Annotated in this window: 15 protein-coding genes; 2 read left to right on the top strand and 13 right to left on the bottom strand. The window is 34.3% G+C overall.

What is annotated here, in order from left to right:
- Positions 1 to 15: 15 nt before the first annotated feature.
- The 8 genes from preA to pabB all read right to left on the bottom strand — a co-directional run bounded on the left by preA (position 16) and on the right by pabB (position 11,796).
- Positions 16 to 1,350: an NAD-dependent dihydropyrimidine dehydrogenase subunit PreA gene (gene preA, locus WNY78_RS17295; RefSeq protein WP_342874480.1), complete on the bottom strand. Its 1,335-nt coding sequence runs from the start codon at positions 1,348 to 1,350 to the stop codon at positions 16 to 18.
- Positions 1,351 to 1,438: 88 nt separating this feature from the next.
- Entirely contained in the window at positions 1,439 to 2,761 is a 1,323-nt protein-coding gene (locus WNY78_RS17300) for an FAD-dependent oxidoreductase (RefSeq protein ID WP_342874481.1), read from the bottom strand.
- 120 nt (positions 2,762 to 2,881) lie between these two features.
- Entirely contained in the window at positions 2,882 to 3,748 is an 867-nt protein-coding gene (locus tag WNY78_RS17305) for a nitrilase-related carbon-nitrogen hydrolase (RefSeq protein ID WP_342874482.1), read from the bottom strand.
- 143 nt (positions 3,749 to 3,891) lie between these two features.
- A complete protein-coding gene (gene hydA / locus WNY78_RS17310) occupies positions 3,892 to 5,274 on the bottom strand; it encodes a dihydropyrimidinase (RefSeq protein WP_342874483.1) in 1,383 nt (460 codons plus the stop codon).
- A gap of 64 nt (positions 5,275 to 5,338) precedes the next feature.
- Positions 5,339 to 7,036 (bottom strand): NCS1 family nucleobase:cation symporter-1, encoded by a 1,698-nt coding sequence (locus WNY78_RS17315; protein WP_342874484.1) that lies wholly within the window; start codon positions 7,034 to 7,036, stop codon positions 5,339 to 5,341.
- An 89-nt stretch (positions 7,037 to 7,125) separates the two neighbouring features.
- Positions 7,126 to 8,460 (bottom strand): aminotransferase class III-fold pyridoxal phosphate-dependent enzyme, encoded by a 1,335-nt coding sequence (locus WNY78_RS17320; protein WP_342874485.1) that lies wholly within the window; start codon positions 8,458 to 8,460, stop codon positions 7,126 to 7,128.
- 193 nt (positions 8,461 to 8,653) lie between these two features.
- The gene (locus WNY78_RS17325) at positions 8,654 to 10,123 is read right to left on the bottom strand and encodes a CoA-acylating methylmalonate-semialdehyde dehydrogenase (protein ID WP_342874486.1); all 1,470 of its coding nucleotides are present in this window, start codon (positions 10,121 to 10,123) and stop codon (positions 8,654 to 8,656) included.
- Positions 10,124 to 10,500: 377 nt separating this feature from the next.
- Positions 10,501 to 11,796, bottom strand: a complete 1,296-nt coding sequence (pabB, locus tag WNY78_RS17330) for an aminodeoxychorismate synthase component I (RefSeq protein WP_342874487.1) — start codon at positions 11,794 to 11,796, stop codon at positions 10,501 to 10,503.
- Positions 11,797 to 11,883: 87 nt separating this feature from the next.
- Between pabB and WNY78_RS17335 the strand changes: the two genes are divergently transcribed.
- Together WNY78_RS17335 and WNY78_RS17340 are read left to right on the top strand one after the other, a co-directional pair.
- On the top strand, positions 11,884 to 13,245 hold the full coding sequence (locus WNY78_RS17335) for a DEAD/DEAH box helicase (RefSeq protein WP_342874488.1): 1,362 nt from the start codon (positions 11,884 to 11,886) through the stop codon (positions 13,243 to 13,245).
- 312 nt (positions 13,246 to 13,557) lie between these two features.
- The gene (locus WNY78_RS17340; RefSeq protein ID WP_342874489.1) at positions 13,558 to 14,310 is read left to right on the top strand and encodes a S1/P1 nuclease; all 753 of its coding nucleotides are present in this window, start codon (positions 13,558 to 13,560) and stop codon (positions 14,308 to 14,310) included.
- 126 nt (positions 14,311 to 14,436) lie between these two features.
- Here the strand turns inward: WNY78_RS17340 and WNY78_RS17345 are convergent, their stop codons facing one another.
- From WNY78_RS17345 to WNY78_RS17365, 5 genes are all read right to left on the bottom strand, one after another.
- Entirely contained in the window at positions 14,437 to 15,264 is an 828-nt protein-coding gene (locus WNY78_RS17345; protein ID WP_342874490.1) for a hypothetical protein, read from the bottom strand.
- Positions 15,265 to 15,290: 26 nt separating this feature from the next.
- Positions 15,291 to 15,467, bottom strand: coding sequence for a hypothetical protein (locus WNY78_RS17350; RefSeq protein WP_342874491.1), 177 nt, complete (start codon positions 15,465 to 15,467; stop codon positions 15,291 to 15,293).
- A complete protein-coding gene (locus tag WNY78_RS17355) occupies positions 15,467 to 16,018 on the bottom strand; it encodes an RNA polymerase sigma factor (RefSeq protein WP_342874492.1) in 552 nt (183 codons plus the stop codon). The genes WNY78_RS17350 and WNY78_RS17355 overlap by 1 nt, the downstream gene beginning before the upstream one ends.
- Before the next feature lie 196 nt (positions 16,019 to 16,214).
- Positions 16,215 to 17,468, bottom strand: a complete 1,254-nt coding sequence (locus WNY78_RS17360; protein WP_342874493.1) for an alpha/beta hydrolase-fold protein — start codon at positions 17,466 to 17,468, stop codon at positions 16,215 to 16,217.
- Between the two features lie 18 nt (positions 17,469 to 17,486).
- Positions 17,487 to 17,909 carry a MotA/TolQ/ExbB proton channel family protein gene (locus tag WNY78_RS17365; RefSeq protein ID WP_342874494.1) on the bottom strand — a complete coding sequence of 141 codons (423 nt, stop codon included), beginning with the start codon at positions 17,907 to 17,909 and terminating at the stop codon, positions 17,487 to 17,489.
- Positions 17,910 to 17,924 lie beyond the last annotated feature (15 nt).

Here is a 17,924-nt window from a genome sequence, read left to right on the forward strand (position 1 = left end):
GTTCTTATGCTAATATTATTTTCTGTGCTTTAAAGCATCTTCTGGTGTTGGAACAAAGTGTCCTTTACCTCCTGCTCTATCATCATCAAAAGTAGTAGGAATATCATCGTTTACTGTTCGTTCGTGCCATGTTAAACTTTCTGTTCCGTCATCACGTTTAACCATAGTGATACAGTCTTCTACTGGGCAAACTAAAGAGCACAAATTACAACCAACACAATTTTCCTCAATAATACTCGGTATTCTATTTGTTAAATCAATTGGCAATGCAATTGCTTGATGAGCACCATCATCACAAGAAATATAACACAAATCACAGCCAATACATTTATCTGGATTAATTTCTGCAACAACTTTATGTTTTAAGTTTAAATGTTTCCAATCAGTCACATTTGGTAAGGCTTTACCTGCAAAATCATAAATTGTTGTATAGTTTTTTTCTTCCATGAATTGACGCAAGCCAGCTTCCATCTCTCTAACAATTCCGAAACCATAATGCATGACAGCAGTACACACTTGAACCGAAGTTGCACCAAGCAATATAAATTCAACAACATCACGCCACGTTTCAATACCTCCAATACCAGATAATGGTACTTTGCCAATTTCGGGATGTTGTGCCAAATCTTTAAGCATATGCATTGCTATTGGTTTTACTGCAGGACCACAATAACCTCCATTTGTTCCTTTGCCATCGACAATTGGATAAGGCGCATAAGAATCTAAGTCAATACCAACAATACTTTTGATGGTATTAATTAATGAAATAGAATCCGTTCCACCTTGAACTGCAGCTAAACCTGGATCTGTAATATGAGAAATATTAGGTGATAGCTTTGTGATTACCGGAATATTAGCAGCTTCTTTAACCCATTCAACAATAGTCTTTAACACTTCTGGTTCTTGCCCTACAGCAGAACCCATACCTCGTTCACACATCCCATGAGGACAGCCAAAATTTAGTTCAATACCATCTGCTCCAGCGTTTTCAACATCTTTAATGATTTGTTCCCATTCTGATCTACTTTCCACCATTAGAGATGCGATAACTGCATGATCTGGAAAATATTTTTTGACCTCTTCTATTTCTCGAAGGTTATCAGCCAAAGGCCGATCTGTAATCAATTCTATATTATTGAAACCCATCATTCTGGTATTTCTATAATTTACAGAGCCATATCGACTTGAAACATTAACCACAGGAACTCCAAGGGTTTTCCAGACCGCTCCTCCCCAACCAGCATCAAAAGCCTTCATTATTTGATATCCTGAATTTGTTGGTGGTGCTGATGCTAACCAAAATGGGTTTGGTGCTTTTATACCTCCGAAATTTATTGATAAGTCGATCATGTTTTTGTGTTATGAGTTTATAATAGGTCTCGACTGCGCTCGACTAGACAATATTTTGTCTCCTCGAGCGCAGTCGAGAGGTTAATTTTTATTTATTCAACCAGTTATGAATTCCTTGTGCTGCCATTTTACCATCATAAGCTGCATTTACAACTTCTGCTCCTCCATTTACAGCATCACCTCCTGCAAAATATTTTGGGTTGGACGTTTGAAATTCATGGTTGACTTTAATTCTTGTTTTAGCATCTATATCTAAGTCATCTATCATGTTATACAAATCACCTTGCTTTGCTTGACCTGTTGCTTTAATCACCATATCACAACGCACAACAAATGTATTATTCATATTGGTTTTTAATTTACCATCAACCATTTCAGTTTTAGCAAATTTGACACCTTCCACTTTACCATTTCCAGTAATAGCAATTGGAGTTACATTGAATAAACTATCGACTCCAGCACTGATGGCCAAATCATATTCAAATGGATATGCTCCCATTCTTTCTTTTGAGTTCCTATAAGCCAGAACCGTTTTACGAGCTCCCATTCTTGCAACTTCAGAAGCTGCATCCATAGCTGTATTTCCTCCTCCTAGTACGACAACCTTAGCTGGTACCTTGACTTTATGATGTTTCATTTTCAGCTCTTCAATAAACTCAACAGCACCAATAACACCTTTTTTATCTTCACCATCTAAACCAAGATATCTAGTTGCTCCTAAACCAACACCTACAAAGATGGCATCATATTTTTTTTCCAGAGCCTCTAATTCCTCTTTTGAATTGATTGCAGTATTATATTTAATATTAAAACCAAGTTGCTTCTGGAGGTATTCCACTTCTTTCAACACTTCTTCATTTGTGATTTTGTAAGGCGCTATTCCGTAGACCGTTAAACCTGAAGGTTTTCCTTTCGCTTCATAAATATCAACGTTATAACCTAAAGTTCTAGCTTCACAGGCACAAGCTATTCCTGCTGGACCAGCTCCAATGATTGCAATCTTTCTACCGTTGGGTTCACCAACTTTGAAAATCACTTTTTCAGCATCAATGGTTTTGTTGGTTGCATAATTCTGAAGTCTTCCTATTTGAATTGGTGGCACATCTTGATGATTATAAACACATGCTCCTTCACACAACACACCAGTTGGACAAACGACACCACAAGCATTTCCTAACCAATTAGAATCAAAAATAGTTTTGGATGCTCCTGTTATATTATCCGTATGAATCTGTTTAATAAACAAAGGAATATCAATACTCGTTGGACATGCCTGAATACAAGGTGCATCATAACAGAACAGACAACGAGACGCTTCGTAAAAGGCTTCCGTATCATTCATCAAAGGTTTTTTCTGCTTGAAATTCTTATCGAATTCAGCTTTTGAATTTGGTCTTTTATATTCTGCCATAGTTTAATAATATGTATTCGATTGACTAATATATCTAAGTGTCTAATTTTAATATGCTGTCTCCTCGAGCGCAGTCGAGAGGTTTTTAATAGGTCTCGACTGCGCTCGACCTGACAGTAATTACAAATCTGTTAATCTACCATACGTTTCTGGTCTTCTATCTCTATAAAATTGCCAAGTAGAACGCACTTCTTCAATTAAATCTAAATCAAATTCAGCGACTAATAACTCATCATCATCACGAGAGGCTTCAGCGAAAATTTGTCCGCGAGGATCTACAAAGTATGATTGTCCGTAGAACTTCCCTAGATTCCAAGGTTTCTCTTCACCTACACGATTGATACAACCCATAAAATAACCATTTGCTGCTGCATGTGCTGGTTGCTCTAATTTCCATAGATACTCACTTAATCCAGCAACAGTTGCAGACGGATTATAAACAATCTCTGCTCCATTTAAACCTAAGCATCGTGCTCCATCAGGAAAATGCCTATCATAACAAATGTAGACGCCAACTTTTGCATATTTAGTTTGAAACACTGGATAACCCAAATTTCCTGGTTTAAAGAAGAATTTCTCCCAAAACCCAGTTGTATGTGGAATATGATTTTTTCTGTACTTTCCTAAATAGGTTCCATCAGCATCAATGACTGCAGCAGTATTGTACAACACACCAGGAGATTCCTTTTCATAAATTGGAACGATAATCACCATATTATGCTTCTTCGCAAGTACTTGCATTTTTTCAGTGGTTGGTCCAGGAACTGACTCAGCAGACTCGTACCATTTTTTATCTTGTCCAGGACAGAAATATGGTGTATTGAATATTTCTTGTAAACACAATATTTGAACACCTTGTCGTCCTGCTTCTTCAATGTATGGAATATGCTTATCATACATCGCATCCATAATTTCTTTAATTGTTCCCTCTCCTTCTGTCATTGGAAGACTCATTTGTATCAATCCTGATTTTACTTTTCTTGGCATAGTTGTTTGTTTTAAATAGGTCTCGACTGCACTCGACCTGACATTTGTTTATTATGATGTCATTCAGAGCAAAGCGAATAATCTCTGTAATTATGAGATTCCTCATCGTTCGTTCCTCTCTCAGTCGGAATGACAAATTAAATTTATATCACTGTTTTTGACGTTTGTCCACGAGGAATAAATTGTCCACTTCCTGCAGATAATTTACATTCTTCATTTTCAATAGCCACTTTTCCTCTTAAAATGACCGTTTCTGTTTTTCCTGTTATGTTCATTCCTTCATATCCTGAATAATCACAATTCATATGATGTGTTTCTACGGAAATTGTATGTTTTTTATTAGGATCGAAAATCACAATATCCGCATCGCTTCCTATCGCTATAGTTCCTTTTCTAGGATACATTCCAAAGATTTTTGCAGCGTTAGTCGAACTTACTTCTACATATTTTGTTAATGAGATTTTTCCTTTCTTTACACCTTCAGAATACAACAACTCCATACGATGCTCAATTGCTGGATGCCCATTTGGAATTTTAGAAAAATCATCTTTTCCCATTTTCTTTTGTTCCCACATAAACGGACAATGATCTGTTCCAACCACTTGAATCAAGCCTTGATTAATTCCAGACCATAAAGCGACCTGATCTTTCTTTTCTCTAAGAGGCGGACTCATCACCCATTTTGCGCCTTCAAAATCATTTTCATAAAGAGACGCATCCAATACCAAATACTGAGTACAAGTTTCTACAAAGACTTTTTGATTACGTTGCGTTGCTTTTCGGACAGCATTTAAAGCGCCTTCACAAGTCATATGCACAATATATCCAGGACAACCTGTATAGTTTAGCATGTCTGCAAAACGTGCTGATGCTTCCGCTTCAGTAACTTCTGGTTGTGACAAATAATGATATAATGGTGCTGTGTTTCCTAATGCTTTATTTTTAGCGATTAAAGAATCAATCATATCTCCATTAGTAGCATGAACAGTAACTAAACCTCCATGTTCCTTAACTACTTTCATTAACTGAACCATTTGCCCATCATCAATCATCAAAGCACCTTTATAAGCCATAAACGTTTTAAAAGACGAAACACCTTCCTCTTCAATCATTTGAACCACTTCTTTAGCAACCTCATCATTAAAATCGGTTACAGCCATATGATACGAATAATCACCAATCGCTTTTTGAGATTTCTCTTGCCAAGTTTTTAATGCGTTATGAAGCGTATCGCCTTGAGTTTGTAGAATGAAATCAATCACCATCGTTGTTCCACCATGCAAAGCAGCTCGTGTTCCCGTTTCATAGTCATCACTAGAATAGGTTCCCATAAACGGCATATCGAGATGTACGTGAGGATCAATTCCTCCTGGAAACACTAACTTATCAGTGGCATCAATAATTTTATCAGCCTGATAATTTAAGTTTTTTCCGATAGCTACAATTTTTTCGCCTTCAGTATATACATCAGCAATATAACTTTCAGAAGCCGTTACAACACGACCATTTTTAATTAGTATAGACATTTTTAAATATAAGTGGTTACTGAATAATTAACTCAATTAAGTAATTACTCAATGTTGGTTTATTTTAATTTAGTTTCACTTTGGTTTTCTTCATTAATACATAATACAACACAAAAGATACGGTAAATCCTGAAAACCAAGAAATTGCATAGAGCGAACTCATAGCAGGAATCCATTTTCCTCCAATGGCAATAAATGCTCCAATGAACAATGCGATTATTGCAGCTTTATTAATACCACTTCCACCGAAAGCATAAATTCCATTCTCTTTATATAAATCAGCAAGCTGAATTTCTTTCTTTCTTATCAAATAATAGTCACAAACTAAAATTGCCAAAACAGGTCCTAAAACCGCACTAACATCAATTAATAAACCTTGAATTTCATTTAATAACAACCATGGACATATTAATATTCCTATAACTCCAGCAATAAAACCTCCACTTCTAAAACTTATCTTTTTAGGAAATAAATTTGAAAACGCATTCGCCGGAGCTATCACATTGGCCGCAATATTAGTACTCAGAGTTGCGATGATCATAAAAATTTGAGCAATGACAACCACCCAAACACTATCAAACTTTGCAAGAAGCGCAATTGGATCCCAAGGTGCATCATCAGCAATTAGGATATCATCAAAATTTATAATGGCTGCACAGGTTACAAAAATGCCAACAAAAGAGTACAGCATCATAGTTCCAGGCAATCCTATAAATTGACCTTGCACTTGTGCTTTTTGAGATGATGAATACCTCGTAATATCTGCAATACTCAAAGACATCGTTGCCCAAAATCCGAGCATTGCAGTGAGCCAGATTAGATACTTCCAAATTTTATCTCCAAATGAACTTTCACCTACTCTAGTGGTTACATCAACAATTGAAGATGTTGACTTCGTATTTCTCAACTGAATCTGATATACATCAGTTTCGTTTAAGTTTCCTATTGAAACATCTTTTCCAGACAAGGTATTCCACCCTAACTCATTTCCGTTAAGAAAAAGTTGATACTCTTTAGCTTTAGGAACACCTTCTTTATCTTTAATAGGATTGATATGAATAAAGTTCTTTTTAACAGCTTCATCGTTATGATACATTTCGGCAACTGGAACTTCTAATTGATTTCCTTGTTCTAAAACAATTCCGAATCCTCCAGCATTACTATAACCCCAACCTATCAGGATCAAGCCCATAACAATCAATATTGGCGCGGAAAACTCTTCAAGCCATTTAATACTTTCTGTTCCTTTCCAAATGAAATACATGTTAAGAATCCAAAATATTCCGAAGCATACAAATTGTCCGATAGACAAGCCTATTGCTGGATCATTACCTGAAACAGCGATAAAAATAGAATACAAAGCCATTCCACCTAACCACGTATTAACTCCAAACCAGCCACAAGCCACCAACCCTCTAATAACTGAAGGCAAATGAATTCCTTTGATGCCAAATGATGATCTTCCAATAACAGGAAAAGGCACACCATATTTCACACCAGCATGACCATTGAGCACCATAGGAATGGTGATGATTAAATTCGCAAGTCCAATTATAATTAAAGCTTCATACCAATTTAATCCTGATTTAATCATGTATGAAGCCAAGAGATACGTAGGTATACACACTGCCATTCCAACCCAAATAGCAGCCAAATGCCATTTCGTCCAAGTTCTTTGACTTGATGGTACAGGCGCTAAATCATCACTATATAATGGTGAATTAGAAACGTCTTCATGTAATTCTACAATATCTTTATTCAAATTAATTTTATGTGCTTTTAATATTTTATAATTTCGTTTTATATAATGAGATTCCTCGTCGTTCGTTCCTCACTTTGTCGGAATGACAATTAATTACAATATTCGTCAGCTATAGTAATAGCTTGAGAGATGATTTGTAAACCTTCATCGACTTCTTCTTTAGATACATTTAAAGGAGGCGCAATAAAAATCCAATTCCATCGTACAAACGTGAACATACCAAGTTCTCTAATTTTCGCAGCCATTCTGTTAGTTGCCTCCATTTCATTAGGCTTCGCGTTCCATGGTGTTGTTGGTTCTTTGGTATTTCTATTTTTAACGAGCTCAATACAACCTAATAATCCTGTGTTTCTAAAATCGCCAATAGATGGATGTTTTGCTTTTAATTTTTCAACTTCGGCTTCGATATATAAACCCATTTCAGCTGCACGCTCAACCAGATTTTCTTCTTCAATAATTTTAATATTTTCTAATGCAGCAGCACATAAAGTTGGATGCGCAGAATACGTCAACCCAATAACCATAGGATGCTCATTAAAATGCTCCGCTATTTTATCTGTAACCACAACACCTCCAAGTGGCAAATAACCAGAAGTCAAGCCTTTAGCTAAACACATAAAATCTGGTGTTACATCATGATGATCAATACCAAACATTTTTCCTGTACGACCAAAACCACTCATGACCTCATCATCAATCATCATAATTCCGTACTTATCACAAAGTTCTCTAACTCGTTTCAAGTACATTGGAGGATATTTCAAACATCCTGACGAACCAGATTCCCCTTCAAATAAAATGGCAGCAATACTATCTGGATTTTCAAATTGAACAATACGTTCTAAATGTGCTAAAGCACGTTCGCCACATTGTTCTATAGAATTAGAATTCCAAGGACAACGATAGGCATAAGGATTTTCAACATGAACCACATTTGGCATCGCTTGACTATCGACTGGAAACCGTCTAGGATCTCCTCCTGCAGTCATTGCTCCATAAGTGGCGCCATGATACGCTCTATAATGTGTAATGATTTTATGTCGACCAGTGTACATTCGAGCCAATTTGATCGCATTTTCAATGGCTTCAGCTCCACCTAGTGTAAAGAATGTTTTTGTTAAGTTTCCAGGTGTTATTTCAGCAATCTTTTTCCCAAGTTTACCTCTAACATCTGTTGCCATTCCTGGATAGACATAACTCACTTCTTTCATCTGATTAGCAACAGCTTCCGTAATTCGCTGGTTACCATGACCTATATTAACATTCATCAATTGTGATGAAAAATCTAAATACTTTTTTCCATCTCTATCATAAATATAAGACCCTTTAGCATGTGATGCATTTATAGGATTTAGTCCACCTTGTTTTGCCCAAGAAAATAAAGTGTAGTCTAGATTATCTTTGACTATTTGTTGATTATTCATTTAGTTAATTTGAAAGATCCTTCGACTTACTTTGTAAGCTACTTTTAATGAAAATATATTTCATTTCAGTAATGCCCAGGATGATATTAAATATTCTATTGTTTTTTATGAGATCCCAAACATTATTTTCATTCTTCAAATAATTTCGGGATAAGCGACTATTACGGTTTTGTATACAAAACCATGTATCTGCTTAACTCATCCAATTGGTTTGTGCTTCAGGATTCCACTTGGTTGTGGTCTTTTTATTTTGCGTCCAGAACTCAATAGAACTACGTCCTGTAATATCACCAACACCAAATTTTGATTCATTCCAACCACCAAAAGAAAAAGGTTCACGAGGTACAGGAACTCCAATATTAACACCAATCATTCCAGCACTAGCACGATCCATAACCTGCTTTGCCAATCCACCACTCTGAGTAAATACAGCAGCAGCATTTCCATAGTTAGAACCGTTTTCTATTGCAATAGCTTCATCTAAATCTTTCGCGCGAATAATTGAAATTACTGGTCCGAAAATCTCTTCTCTAGCCACTGACATATCTATCGTGACATAATCTATAATTGTTGGTCCAACATAATAGCCACCTTCTTTTCCAGGAACCGTTGTATGCCTTCCATCCAATAAGATTTTAGCGCCATTTTTTTCAGCTTCATCAATATAACCTTCAATACGTTTTTTTGATTCTGCAGTAATAACAGAACCTAAATTATCTCCAGGAATAATCGCTTTCGCTTCTTCAACCATACGATCAATAATATGCTGTACATTATCTACACCAACCATAACTGAAGCTGCCATGCAACGCTGACCAGCACAACCAGCCATTGATGCAACAACATTTGATGCTGTCATTTCTAAATTTGCATCAGGCAAGACGATTAAATGATTTTTAGCGCCTCCTAAAGCAACGCATCGTTTTAAATTAGACGTTGCTCTCTTATAAACAATTTTTGCAACTTTAGTAGAACCGACAAATGAAACCGCTTCAATATTTGGATGATCACAAATTGCTTCAACGACTTCTTTTCCTCCATTTACGATATTAAACACACCATCCGGAAGTCCAGCCTCTTTAAGTAATTCTGCCATTCGAACTGTACTCATAGGCACTAATTCTGAAGGTTTCATCACCATAGTATTTCCTAACACCAAAGCATTTGGCAAGGTCCAATGTGGTACCATATTTGGAAAATTGAAAGGTGTAATAGACGCAACAACACCAAGTGGTTTACGCTCAATTCTACATTCTACGCCTTTACTTACTTCTTGTACTTCATTAACCACTATTTGTGGCATTGAGACTGCAAACTCACACAATTCCATACTTTTTTCAACCTCAGCTTTTGCTTCACCATAGGTTTTTCCATTTTCGAGTTGCACTAGTTTTGTCAACTCATCCATATTTTGCTCTAAAAGACTACGATATCTAAAGAAGATTTGAACACGCTCTTTAAGGGTCATTCCTGACCATTCAGGAAATGCTTTTTTTGCCGCTTGTACAGCTGCATCTACATCTCGAGTTGTAGATAATGGAATTGAAGAAATTTTTGAACCATCTAACGGACTTAAAACATCCATTGAATTTTGACCATTTCTCTCAAATTTACCATTGATATAATTTTTTACTTCGGAAAGTGTTTCACTTACATTCGACATCAGCTTATCAGATTAATTTTAATTAATATTTGAACAAAAAAGAAGAATGCTATAAAAACCATATATTAGAACTGACGGTTTTTAATCACACTCTAATCAAATATATGAAATATATATTAAAACACTGATTATATTAAGAAGTCTATAATTTTTTAAAAATAACACTGAATAATTCCTAATTTATAATACTTGCTATCTTAAGAAAAAAACGATATGATTTAAATAGAATCAGAGTTAGAAACTTTATTATTTTAGGTTCTCATGCAATCCCGAAAGCTTTCAGGAGCAAAGTCGCAAAGCTGTACGCATTTACACTTATTAAAGCATAAAAAAAATAATTAGACATTTACGTCTCTGTAATTTTATGAGGCATTACATCAGTTTTCCAAAACTTCACGCATCGCCTTAGCTTTAACCAAACACTCCTCATATTCTTTTAGAGGCTCGCTTTTAGCAGTAATGGCTCCACCTACAGAATACGACACATACTTATTAGTTTCATTATATAAAATACTTCGTATCACGACATTAAAATCAAAATCATCATCTGGTGAGAAATAACCAACTGCACCTGAGTAGAGTCCGCGTTTTGTTTCCTCCAAAGCCTCAATAATTTTCATTGCCGAAATTTTTGGAGCACCAGTCATGCTACCCATTGGAAATGTCGTTTTGATTATATCTACAGGATGTGTTGACGCATTTACTTGAGATGTTACTGTAGATATCATTTGATGCACTTGATCAAACGTATAGACTTTGCAAAGCTCTTCTACTGTCACACTCCCTTTAGTGGCTGTTTTAGAAAGGTCGTTTCTCACTAAATCTACAATCATAACATTTTCACTACGTTCTTTTATATCTTCGGAAAGGTGCTTAATCAAAGCCTCATCTTCTTGTTTATTTGTAGAGCGTTTTGCAGTTCCTTTTATAGGTTGCGATGTGATTTTTAAACCTTCCTTTTTGATGTAACGCTCAGGTGAAGCAGATAGTAGGTATTTATCATAAACTCTCATAAACGTTGCAAAAGGTGGCTTTGAAATTGCATTTAGTTTTTTATAAGTTTCTATAGGATTGATTGTGGTATCCTCTGCATAAAATTCCTGACAAAAATTAGCTTCATAAATATCGCCTCGATGAATATGAGACAACATCGTATTGAGTTTGTTGAAGTATTCGTCTTTGTGGATTCTTAATTTTATTTTGATGTTGTTTTCTTGCTTCTCGACTACGCACGAAGTGACAGTTGATTTTATTTTTTTCAAATCATTATCTAACTCTTCTTCAACAAAGTTGAGATAATGCGTTTCCAGCACATTTCCGCGGAGAAAAAAAAGCTTTTTAGGTTGAAAGAAAAAGAGATCTGAAAACCCTAATTCATCATGGTTATTAGAAGTTAGTCGTTCTACATCATTTTTGAGATCATAAGTTAAGTATCCAAAAATCCAATCGTTGGTTGATGATTGATATTCTTTAAGTTGGTTGAACGCATCAAAATAATCGGTTTGAAAAATTGTAAATGCCTCAACTGCTAAAACAGCATCATAAGACGTGTGCTTTTGAGCATAGTCATTACTATCTAACCATACAACTTCATCAAATTGCTGACTCCAATTAAGGAGCTGCTTTTTGAAAGTTTCGGGATTGGAAATATGATGTGTTTTAACGTGTCTCAATCGTGCTAAGTTATGAAAAACAAATTTCCGAATTAATGTGGTGACTGACAAGTATAATATTCCGAAGTAAAAAATTATCTTTGCACCATGGAACAACAAACCACTTTTACCGATTTAAATTTAAATACACCTTTATATAATGCTTTAGGTGATTTAGGTTTTGAGTACCCAACACCTATACAAGCACAAGCATTTAATATTGTGTCGTCTGGAAAAGACGTGGTTGGTATTGCTCAAACTGGTACAGGTAAGACATTTGCCTACATGTTACCTATTTTACGTCACTTAAAATTTTCTACTCAAGAAAATCCAAGAATTTTAATTTTGGTACCTACGAGAGAATTAGTTGTGCAAGTTGTTGATGAAATAGAAAAGTTAGCTGCTTACATTAACATAAGAGTGTTAGGTGTTTATGGTGGAACCAATATCAACACACAAAAACAAGCGATTGCAGAAGGTCAAGATATTATTGTTGCCACTCCTGGTCGTCTTTTTGATTTGGCTGTGAGTCGTGTTTTACAATTAAAATCTATTCAGAAATTGGTTATTGATGAAGTTGATGTGATGCTAGATTTAGGTTTTAGACATCAATTGCTCAACATTTTTGATATTTTACCTCCTCGTCGACAAAACATTATGTTTTCGGCAACGATGACACAAGATGTTGATGATTTAATTGTAGATTTTTTCAAGAAGCCAGAGAAAGTAACCATTGCGGTTTCTGGAACACCTTTAGATAATATTGAGCAAGAGCGCTATGATGCAGCTAATTTTTACACCAAAGTAAATCTATTAGAACATTTGCTTCATAATACACAAACGTATAATAAAGTCCTCATTTTTGTGGCTTATAAACGTATGGCAGATTTGCTATTTGAACAATTAGAAGAATTATTCCCAGAGCAATCCTGTGTGATTCACTCTAATAAAACTCAAAATTACAGATTGCGAAGTATTGAGCAATTTAGAGCTGGTGAAAATAGAATTTTAATTGCTACAGATGTCATGGCTCGTGGATTGGATATTGAGAATATTAGTCAGGTGATCAATTTTGACACACCTAAATATTCTGAAAATTATATGCATAGAATTGGTAGAACTGGTCGTGCAGAAAAACCAGGTCATGCGATTACTTTTTCAACAAAAGATGAACAAGAATCTATAGAAAACATTGAAGCTTACATGGATATGAAAATCAAATTACTTGATTTTCCTGAAGATGTAAAAGTTTCTAAAGAGCTTATTGAAGAAGAACGACCTCAAATACGAGAACATAATAATCCAATCAAGAAAAGAGATTTAGATGCTCCTGGACCTGCTTTTCATGAAAAGAAAGACAAGAACAAAAAGGAAAACCTTGGAGGTTCTTACAAATTTAAAATTGCAGCAAAATATAAGAAGCCTAAAACAAGAGGTGATAAGAATTATAATAAGCGGAATAAGAAATGAGTTTGCAGTTCCATTGTTGTGGGTAAAAAACAGTTCTCAGTCGCAGTCACAGCTTGCAGTAGCACTTTTGTGGGTAAAAAATAGCTCTCAGTCGCAGTCGCAGTTTGCAGTTGTGCTGTTGTGGGTAAAAAATAGCTCTCAGTCGCAGTCGCAGTTTGCAGTTGCGCTGTTGTGGGTAAAAAATAGCTCTCAGTCGCAGTCGCAGTTTGCAGTAGCACTGTTGTGGGTGAAAAAGTGTTCAGTGTTCATAAACAAAACAATAAATCTCTCAATTAAATTATAATGAAATATTCTTTTTTAATCCTGTTTTTCATGGTTTTCAATTTCAGTTTAAATGCTGAAACTCCTCCTCCTGTTTGGGGACAAACTGGACATCGGGTGGTTGGTGCTATTGCTGACAATTATTTAAAAGGTAGCACAAAACGCCAACTTAAAAAATTATTAAATCATGAGTCTTTAGCTTTTGTATCTACGTTTGCAGATGAAATTAAAGCAGATTCTCTATATAAAGAATTTAGTTCATGGCATTATCTCAATATGCCTTTGGATGGGACTTACGAAACGTCTGATAAAAATCCTGATGGTGATTTGGTTACTGGTATTGCTTTTTGCAAAGACAAGATTACTAGCGATAACTCAACAGAGGATGATAAAGCCTTTTATTTAAGGCTTCTTATTCATCTTATTGGTGATTTACACCAACCTATGCATTTAGGGTTATTGGAAGATCGTGGTGGAAATGATTTTGATGTACAATGGAATTATAAGGACTCAAATTTACATAGAGTTTGGGATTCTCAAATGATTGAATCCTACGGAATGAGTTTTTCTGAATTAACAGATAACGCAGCATTTTTAACCAAAGCAGAACTAAAAGCTATAGAAAAGGGAACTGTATTAGATTGGATTGCAGAAACTCATGTGTTGACGAATCAAGTATATGCTTCGGCAGAAAAAGGAGAAAATTTACGTAGTCGATATTCTTACAAATATTTCAATATTGCAAGAGCACAAATGCAAAAAGCTGGAATTAGATTGGCTGTTGTGTTAAATGAGATCTTATAGAAGTAACGGTTATTGAGTTGTATTATTTCCGCAGGAAAATCCCTTATCAAAATAATGACAAGGGATTATAGAAAACCTCGAATGAACCAGATTACTATAATTAATAATCTATAACCAAAATTATTTCTAGTCCACTACTTTGATATGGTTTTCTACTATATCCTTTACTGGTATGATGACTTTTCCTTCTTCGCTTTTTAATACAACAGAGATATTATTAATAGAATCAATTTCATATACTTTACCTTCAAACTCTATTTTCTTTCCTACTTCAAAAGTTTTTCTCGTATAAAAAGTCTTTAATAAATCTCCAACAACTTCTTTTGCACCTAATCCAAAAGCCAAAGAGAAGGCTAATAAAAAAGCAGCTAAAATCATTGTTAAGTTACTTGTAATAATTTCTGTATTTATACCAGCTTGGTTTAAAGCCGTTATAGAAATAAATGTAAGCAATAGGAAGAATACTAATTGACTTAGCATTTTCCCTCCAGAAAGATCCATAGAATCAAATAAAGATTGTAAGCCTTTTTTAACGAAATTAGCAAAGAGCAGACCTATCATAAAAATTACTAGAGCGACAAGTAACTTAGGCAAGTAACTTAAAAATTCACCAATTTTTTCTGATAACATGTCAAGTCCTAAAACATCTGAGATTATGATAACAATCATGATGTAAATAATCAACTTAACAAATTTTGTTACAATTTTAATCGTATCAAAATTGATTTGCTTCCCTTCTACTATCTCAATTTCATTTATTTTGTCGTCTAATTTATTAACTTTTGCAAGTTTGAGTGCTTTTTTGATAATTCTAGTTACAATTTTTGCAACTAGCCAACCTAAAACAAGTATAACAATCGCTATGGCTACATTTGTGGCCATGCTTATTACTTCTGGCCACATACTAGATAGTGAACCCATTGCAGCATCTTTATAATCTGTTAGTTTATCCATGATTTATTATTAATTTTTAATAGCTATTATTTATTCCCTCTTTTACTCATTACTGTCTCAATAACATCACCTAAGTTGTACGAAAACAACTCTGCCAACTCCATGATGAGCTTAGCAATAGCGATATCGTTCATAACTTTAGACTTCAGTTCTGGTGGAACTGACTTCAATGGCTGATCTATGTCTTTAAAAGGATTGTCCATTAGTTAAGGTTATTATATACAGTTAACAATTTATCTTTAGCGCGTTTAATTCTCATTTTCACTGCGCTTTCTCCAACACCTAAAACACTTTCAATTTCCTTAATAGTAAGGTTGTCATGGTATTTTAGTAATAGTATCATCTTTTCATCTGGTGATACAAGTTCTAATGCATTTTTGAGTTTATCAACTCGCATATCTGTAAAATCTGATGAGTCATCAACATCTTCAGATATATTCTCAATATCTGCATAATCTACAGATTGTTTTTCAAATTTTTTAGCGGTATTTCTAGTCACATAATTGACACAATGATTATAGGTAAATGCATATAACCATGTAGAAAATTTAGAGTTCCCTTTAAAACTAGCCAACTTAACAAAAAGCTTCAAAAATATATCTTGAGTTAAGTCTTTAGCCTCATCTCCATCTTTAGCAAACCCATAACATTTATTGTATACCAGAGTCGCAAAACGGTCATACAATACTTCAAAAAGCATGGTATCGTTTGTTTTAACAATAGCACTTACCAGATCTTCATCTGATAATTTCATAATGTCTTTAGAGGGTTGCAATTATTTTAATTTGATTTAATAGTTAGTATTAAGACACTCCTATTATAGCCAAGTCACATCTATTTTGACTTATCTGATAAAATTATGAAATTAATAACTTGAATTCACTAAAAAGTTGATATAAAAAAAAGCGAACTTTTAAAAGTTCGCTTTTTATAACATAATTATTTAGAAATTACTTTTTTAAGGCATCTAACTTTTCTTTATAAAATACATTATTACTAATTTCATATGCTTTAGTCAAATATTCTATTGCTTTTAAATTATTTTTTTGAGACACACAATAATCAGCCATAGCATCATAAGCATTAGCACTTTTAGGATAATACTTAAGAGCCATACTAAAAAATAAATAAGCTTTTTCAGGTTGTTCCATTTGTAAATTCATATACCCATAAGCGTTAAACAGCTCTTCTACCATTGGTGGTGATTTATAACCAAAATTGTTCGTGTATATTGACTCTTGAGCATTCAACAATTTATGCAACTCTTCTAGAGAAGTATTTGGATTATTATATTTTTGTGGATTTTTAAATTGAAACCATTCAAACAAAAACACCAGTCCGTCTCTTATCGCTGGCAAAGGAACTGTTCCATGTAAATCTTCTGGATAGACTTTCCACTTAAACTTTAAATTATTCTGCTTTTGCATTGAAGCATATTGAGAAAATTCAACTATTGTACGCGCGAATAAGCTAAACTCAGTAGTATCTTCCATAAGATTATCTATAGTTACAGAAGCATCTTGCATATGTAATTGCTCTGCCGCAAGTGCAACAAACAAGCCTTTGTTTTCAAAATCTTTGGTCTTTAATACTTCTTTTGCTTGAATTAACAATTTTTGATTATCCCATTCTATACTAGGATCGATAGCAATATAATTAGTAAAAAGATGTGAATGATTTACCAAAGTATTAATCGTAAATAAACCAGCATAAGAGTGACCAATTAATGTACGATAACTAGATGATTGATAGGTTTTATCAATATAGGGGATTAAATCGGTTTCAATAAATGCTGTAAACTGTTCAGCACCTCCAGACTCTGTTTGCATGTTACTTCCACGACGTGATTCAATTTTTGAAATCGTCAAATCACGTGTTCTATTAGTTCTATTTGATATGCCAACTAAAATCATTTGTGGCAAGTAATGTCCCCAATAATTATCATAAACAACCTCTAAATTTGATTGCAAATAAAAACCATCTAACATATAAACTATTGGATATTTAGCTTTGCTTTCTGGATTATAATTTTCAGGAAGTTTTACCCAAAAATGTTGATATGCATCTAAAGTTTTTGAATATATACTATCTCTAATCTCTCTATTTAATTGCTGAACTTCTTCCTGATTAGATTGAGCACAAAATATCATGCTATAAAAAATAGCTAGTAAAAATAGTAACGATTTAATTATTTTTTTCATCATCTAAATACTCTTAATAGATTATTCGGAAATATCTTTTGCTGGCAACACAAGCCTCAAAACAAGAATTCCTAATCTAGCTATTACAAAAGAAAAAAGTCCGAAAGTTGCCGTAAGCAAAGACACTTTGAGTCCACCAGCAAAAATAGCAGGATCAGGATTACCCATTTCTTCCACAGAATCAAAAGCAGTAATTAATCCTAATACAGAACCTAAAAAACCCATGACGAGTCCTAATAAACTAGAATCAATAGCTAGACTCAACATTTTTTTCGCACTAGATATTGATGATTTCTTTTTCATGAAACCTGTAATAATAAAAGCGATTGATGCTAATAAACATAGTAGAATAAGTGTCATAAAAATTGGTCCACCTTCCCTTAATAGATTAGCTGAGATAGATTGGGCAAATAACCCTTTACATGCAATTGTAAGTGTGTTCATAGTTATCAAATTTAG

The organism is Psychroserpens sp. AS72, from assembly GCF_038900375.1.
Classification (GTDB): domain Bacteria; phylum Bacteroidota; class Bacteroidia; order Flavobacteriales; family Flavobacteriaceae; genus Psychroserpens.

What these genes read in the sequence shown, in the direction of transcription:
- preA (WP_342874480.1), bottom strand. Translation starts at nt 1,350, where the DNA reads ATGATCGACTTATCAATAAATTTCGGAGGTATAAAAGCACCAAACCCA.
- WNY78_RS17300 (WP_342874481.1), bottom strand. Translation starts at nt 2,761, where the DNA reads ATGGCAGAATATAAAAGACCAAATTCAAAAGCTGAATTCGATAAGAAT.
- WNY78_RS17305 (WP_342874482.1), bottom strand. Translation starts at nt 3,748, where the DNA reads ATGCCAAGAAAAGTAAAATCAGGATTGATACAAATGAGTCTTCCAATG.
- hydA (WP_342874483.1), bottom strand. Translation starts at nt 5,274, where the DNA reads ATGTCTATACTAATTAAAAATGGTCGTGTTGTAACGGCTTCTGAAAGT.
- WNY78_RS17320 (WP_342874485.1), bottom strand. Translation starts at nt 8,460, where the DNA reads ATGAATAATCAACAAATAGTCAAAGATAATCTAGACTACACTTTATTT.
- WNY78_RS17325 (WP_342874486.1), bottom strand. Translation starts at nt 10,123, where the DNA reads ATGTCGAATGTAAGTGAAACACTTTCCGAAGTAAAAAATTATATCAAT.
- WNY78_RS17335 (WP_342874488.1), top strand. Translation starts at nt 11,884, where the DNA reads ATGGAACAACAAACCACTTTTACCGATTTAAATTTAAATACACCTTTA.
- WNY78_RS17340 (WP_342874489.1), top strand. Translation starts at nt 13,558, where the DNA reads ATGGTTTTCAATTTCAGTTTAAATGCTGAAACTCCTCCTCCTGTTTGG.
- WNY78_RS17345 (WP_342874490.1), bottom strand. Translation starts at nt 15,264, where the DNA reads ATGGATAAACTAACAGATTATAAAGATGCTGCAATGGGTTCACTATCT.
- WNY78_RS17350 (WP_342874491.1), bottom strand. Translation starts at nt 15,467, where the DNA reads ATGGACAATCCTTTTAAAGACATAGATCAGCCATTGAAGTCAGTTCCA.
- WNY78_RS17355 (WP_342874492.1), bottom strand. Translation starts at nt 16,018, where the DNA reads ATGAAATTATCAGATGAAGATCTGGTAAGTGCTATTGTTAAAACAAAC.
- WNY78_RS17360 (WP_342874493.1), bottom strand. Translation starts at nt 17,468, where the DNA reads ATGATGAAAAAAATAATTAAATCGTTACTATTTTTACTAGCTATTTTT.
- WNY78_RS17365 (WP_342874494.1), bottom strand. Translation starts at nt 17,909, where the DNA reads ATGAACACACTTACAATTGCATGTAAAGGGTTATTTGCCCAATCTATC.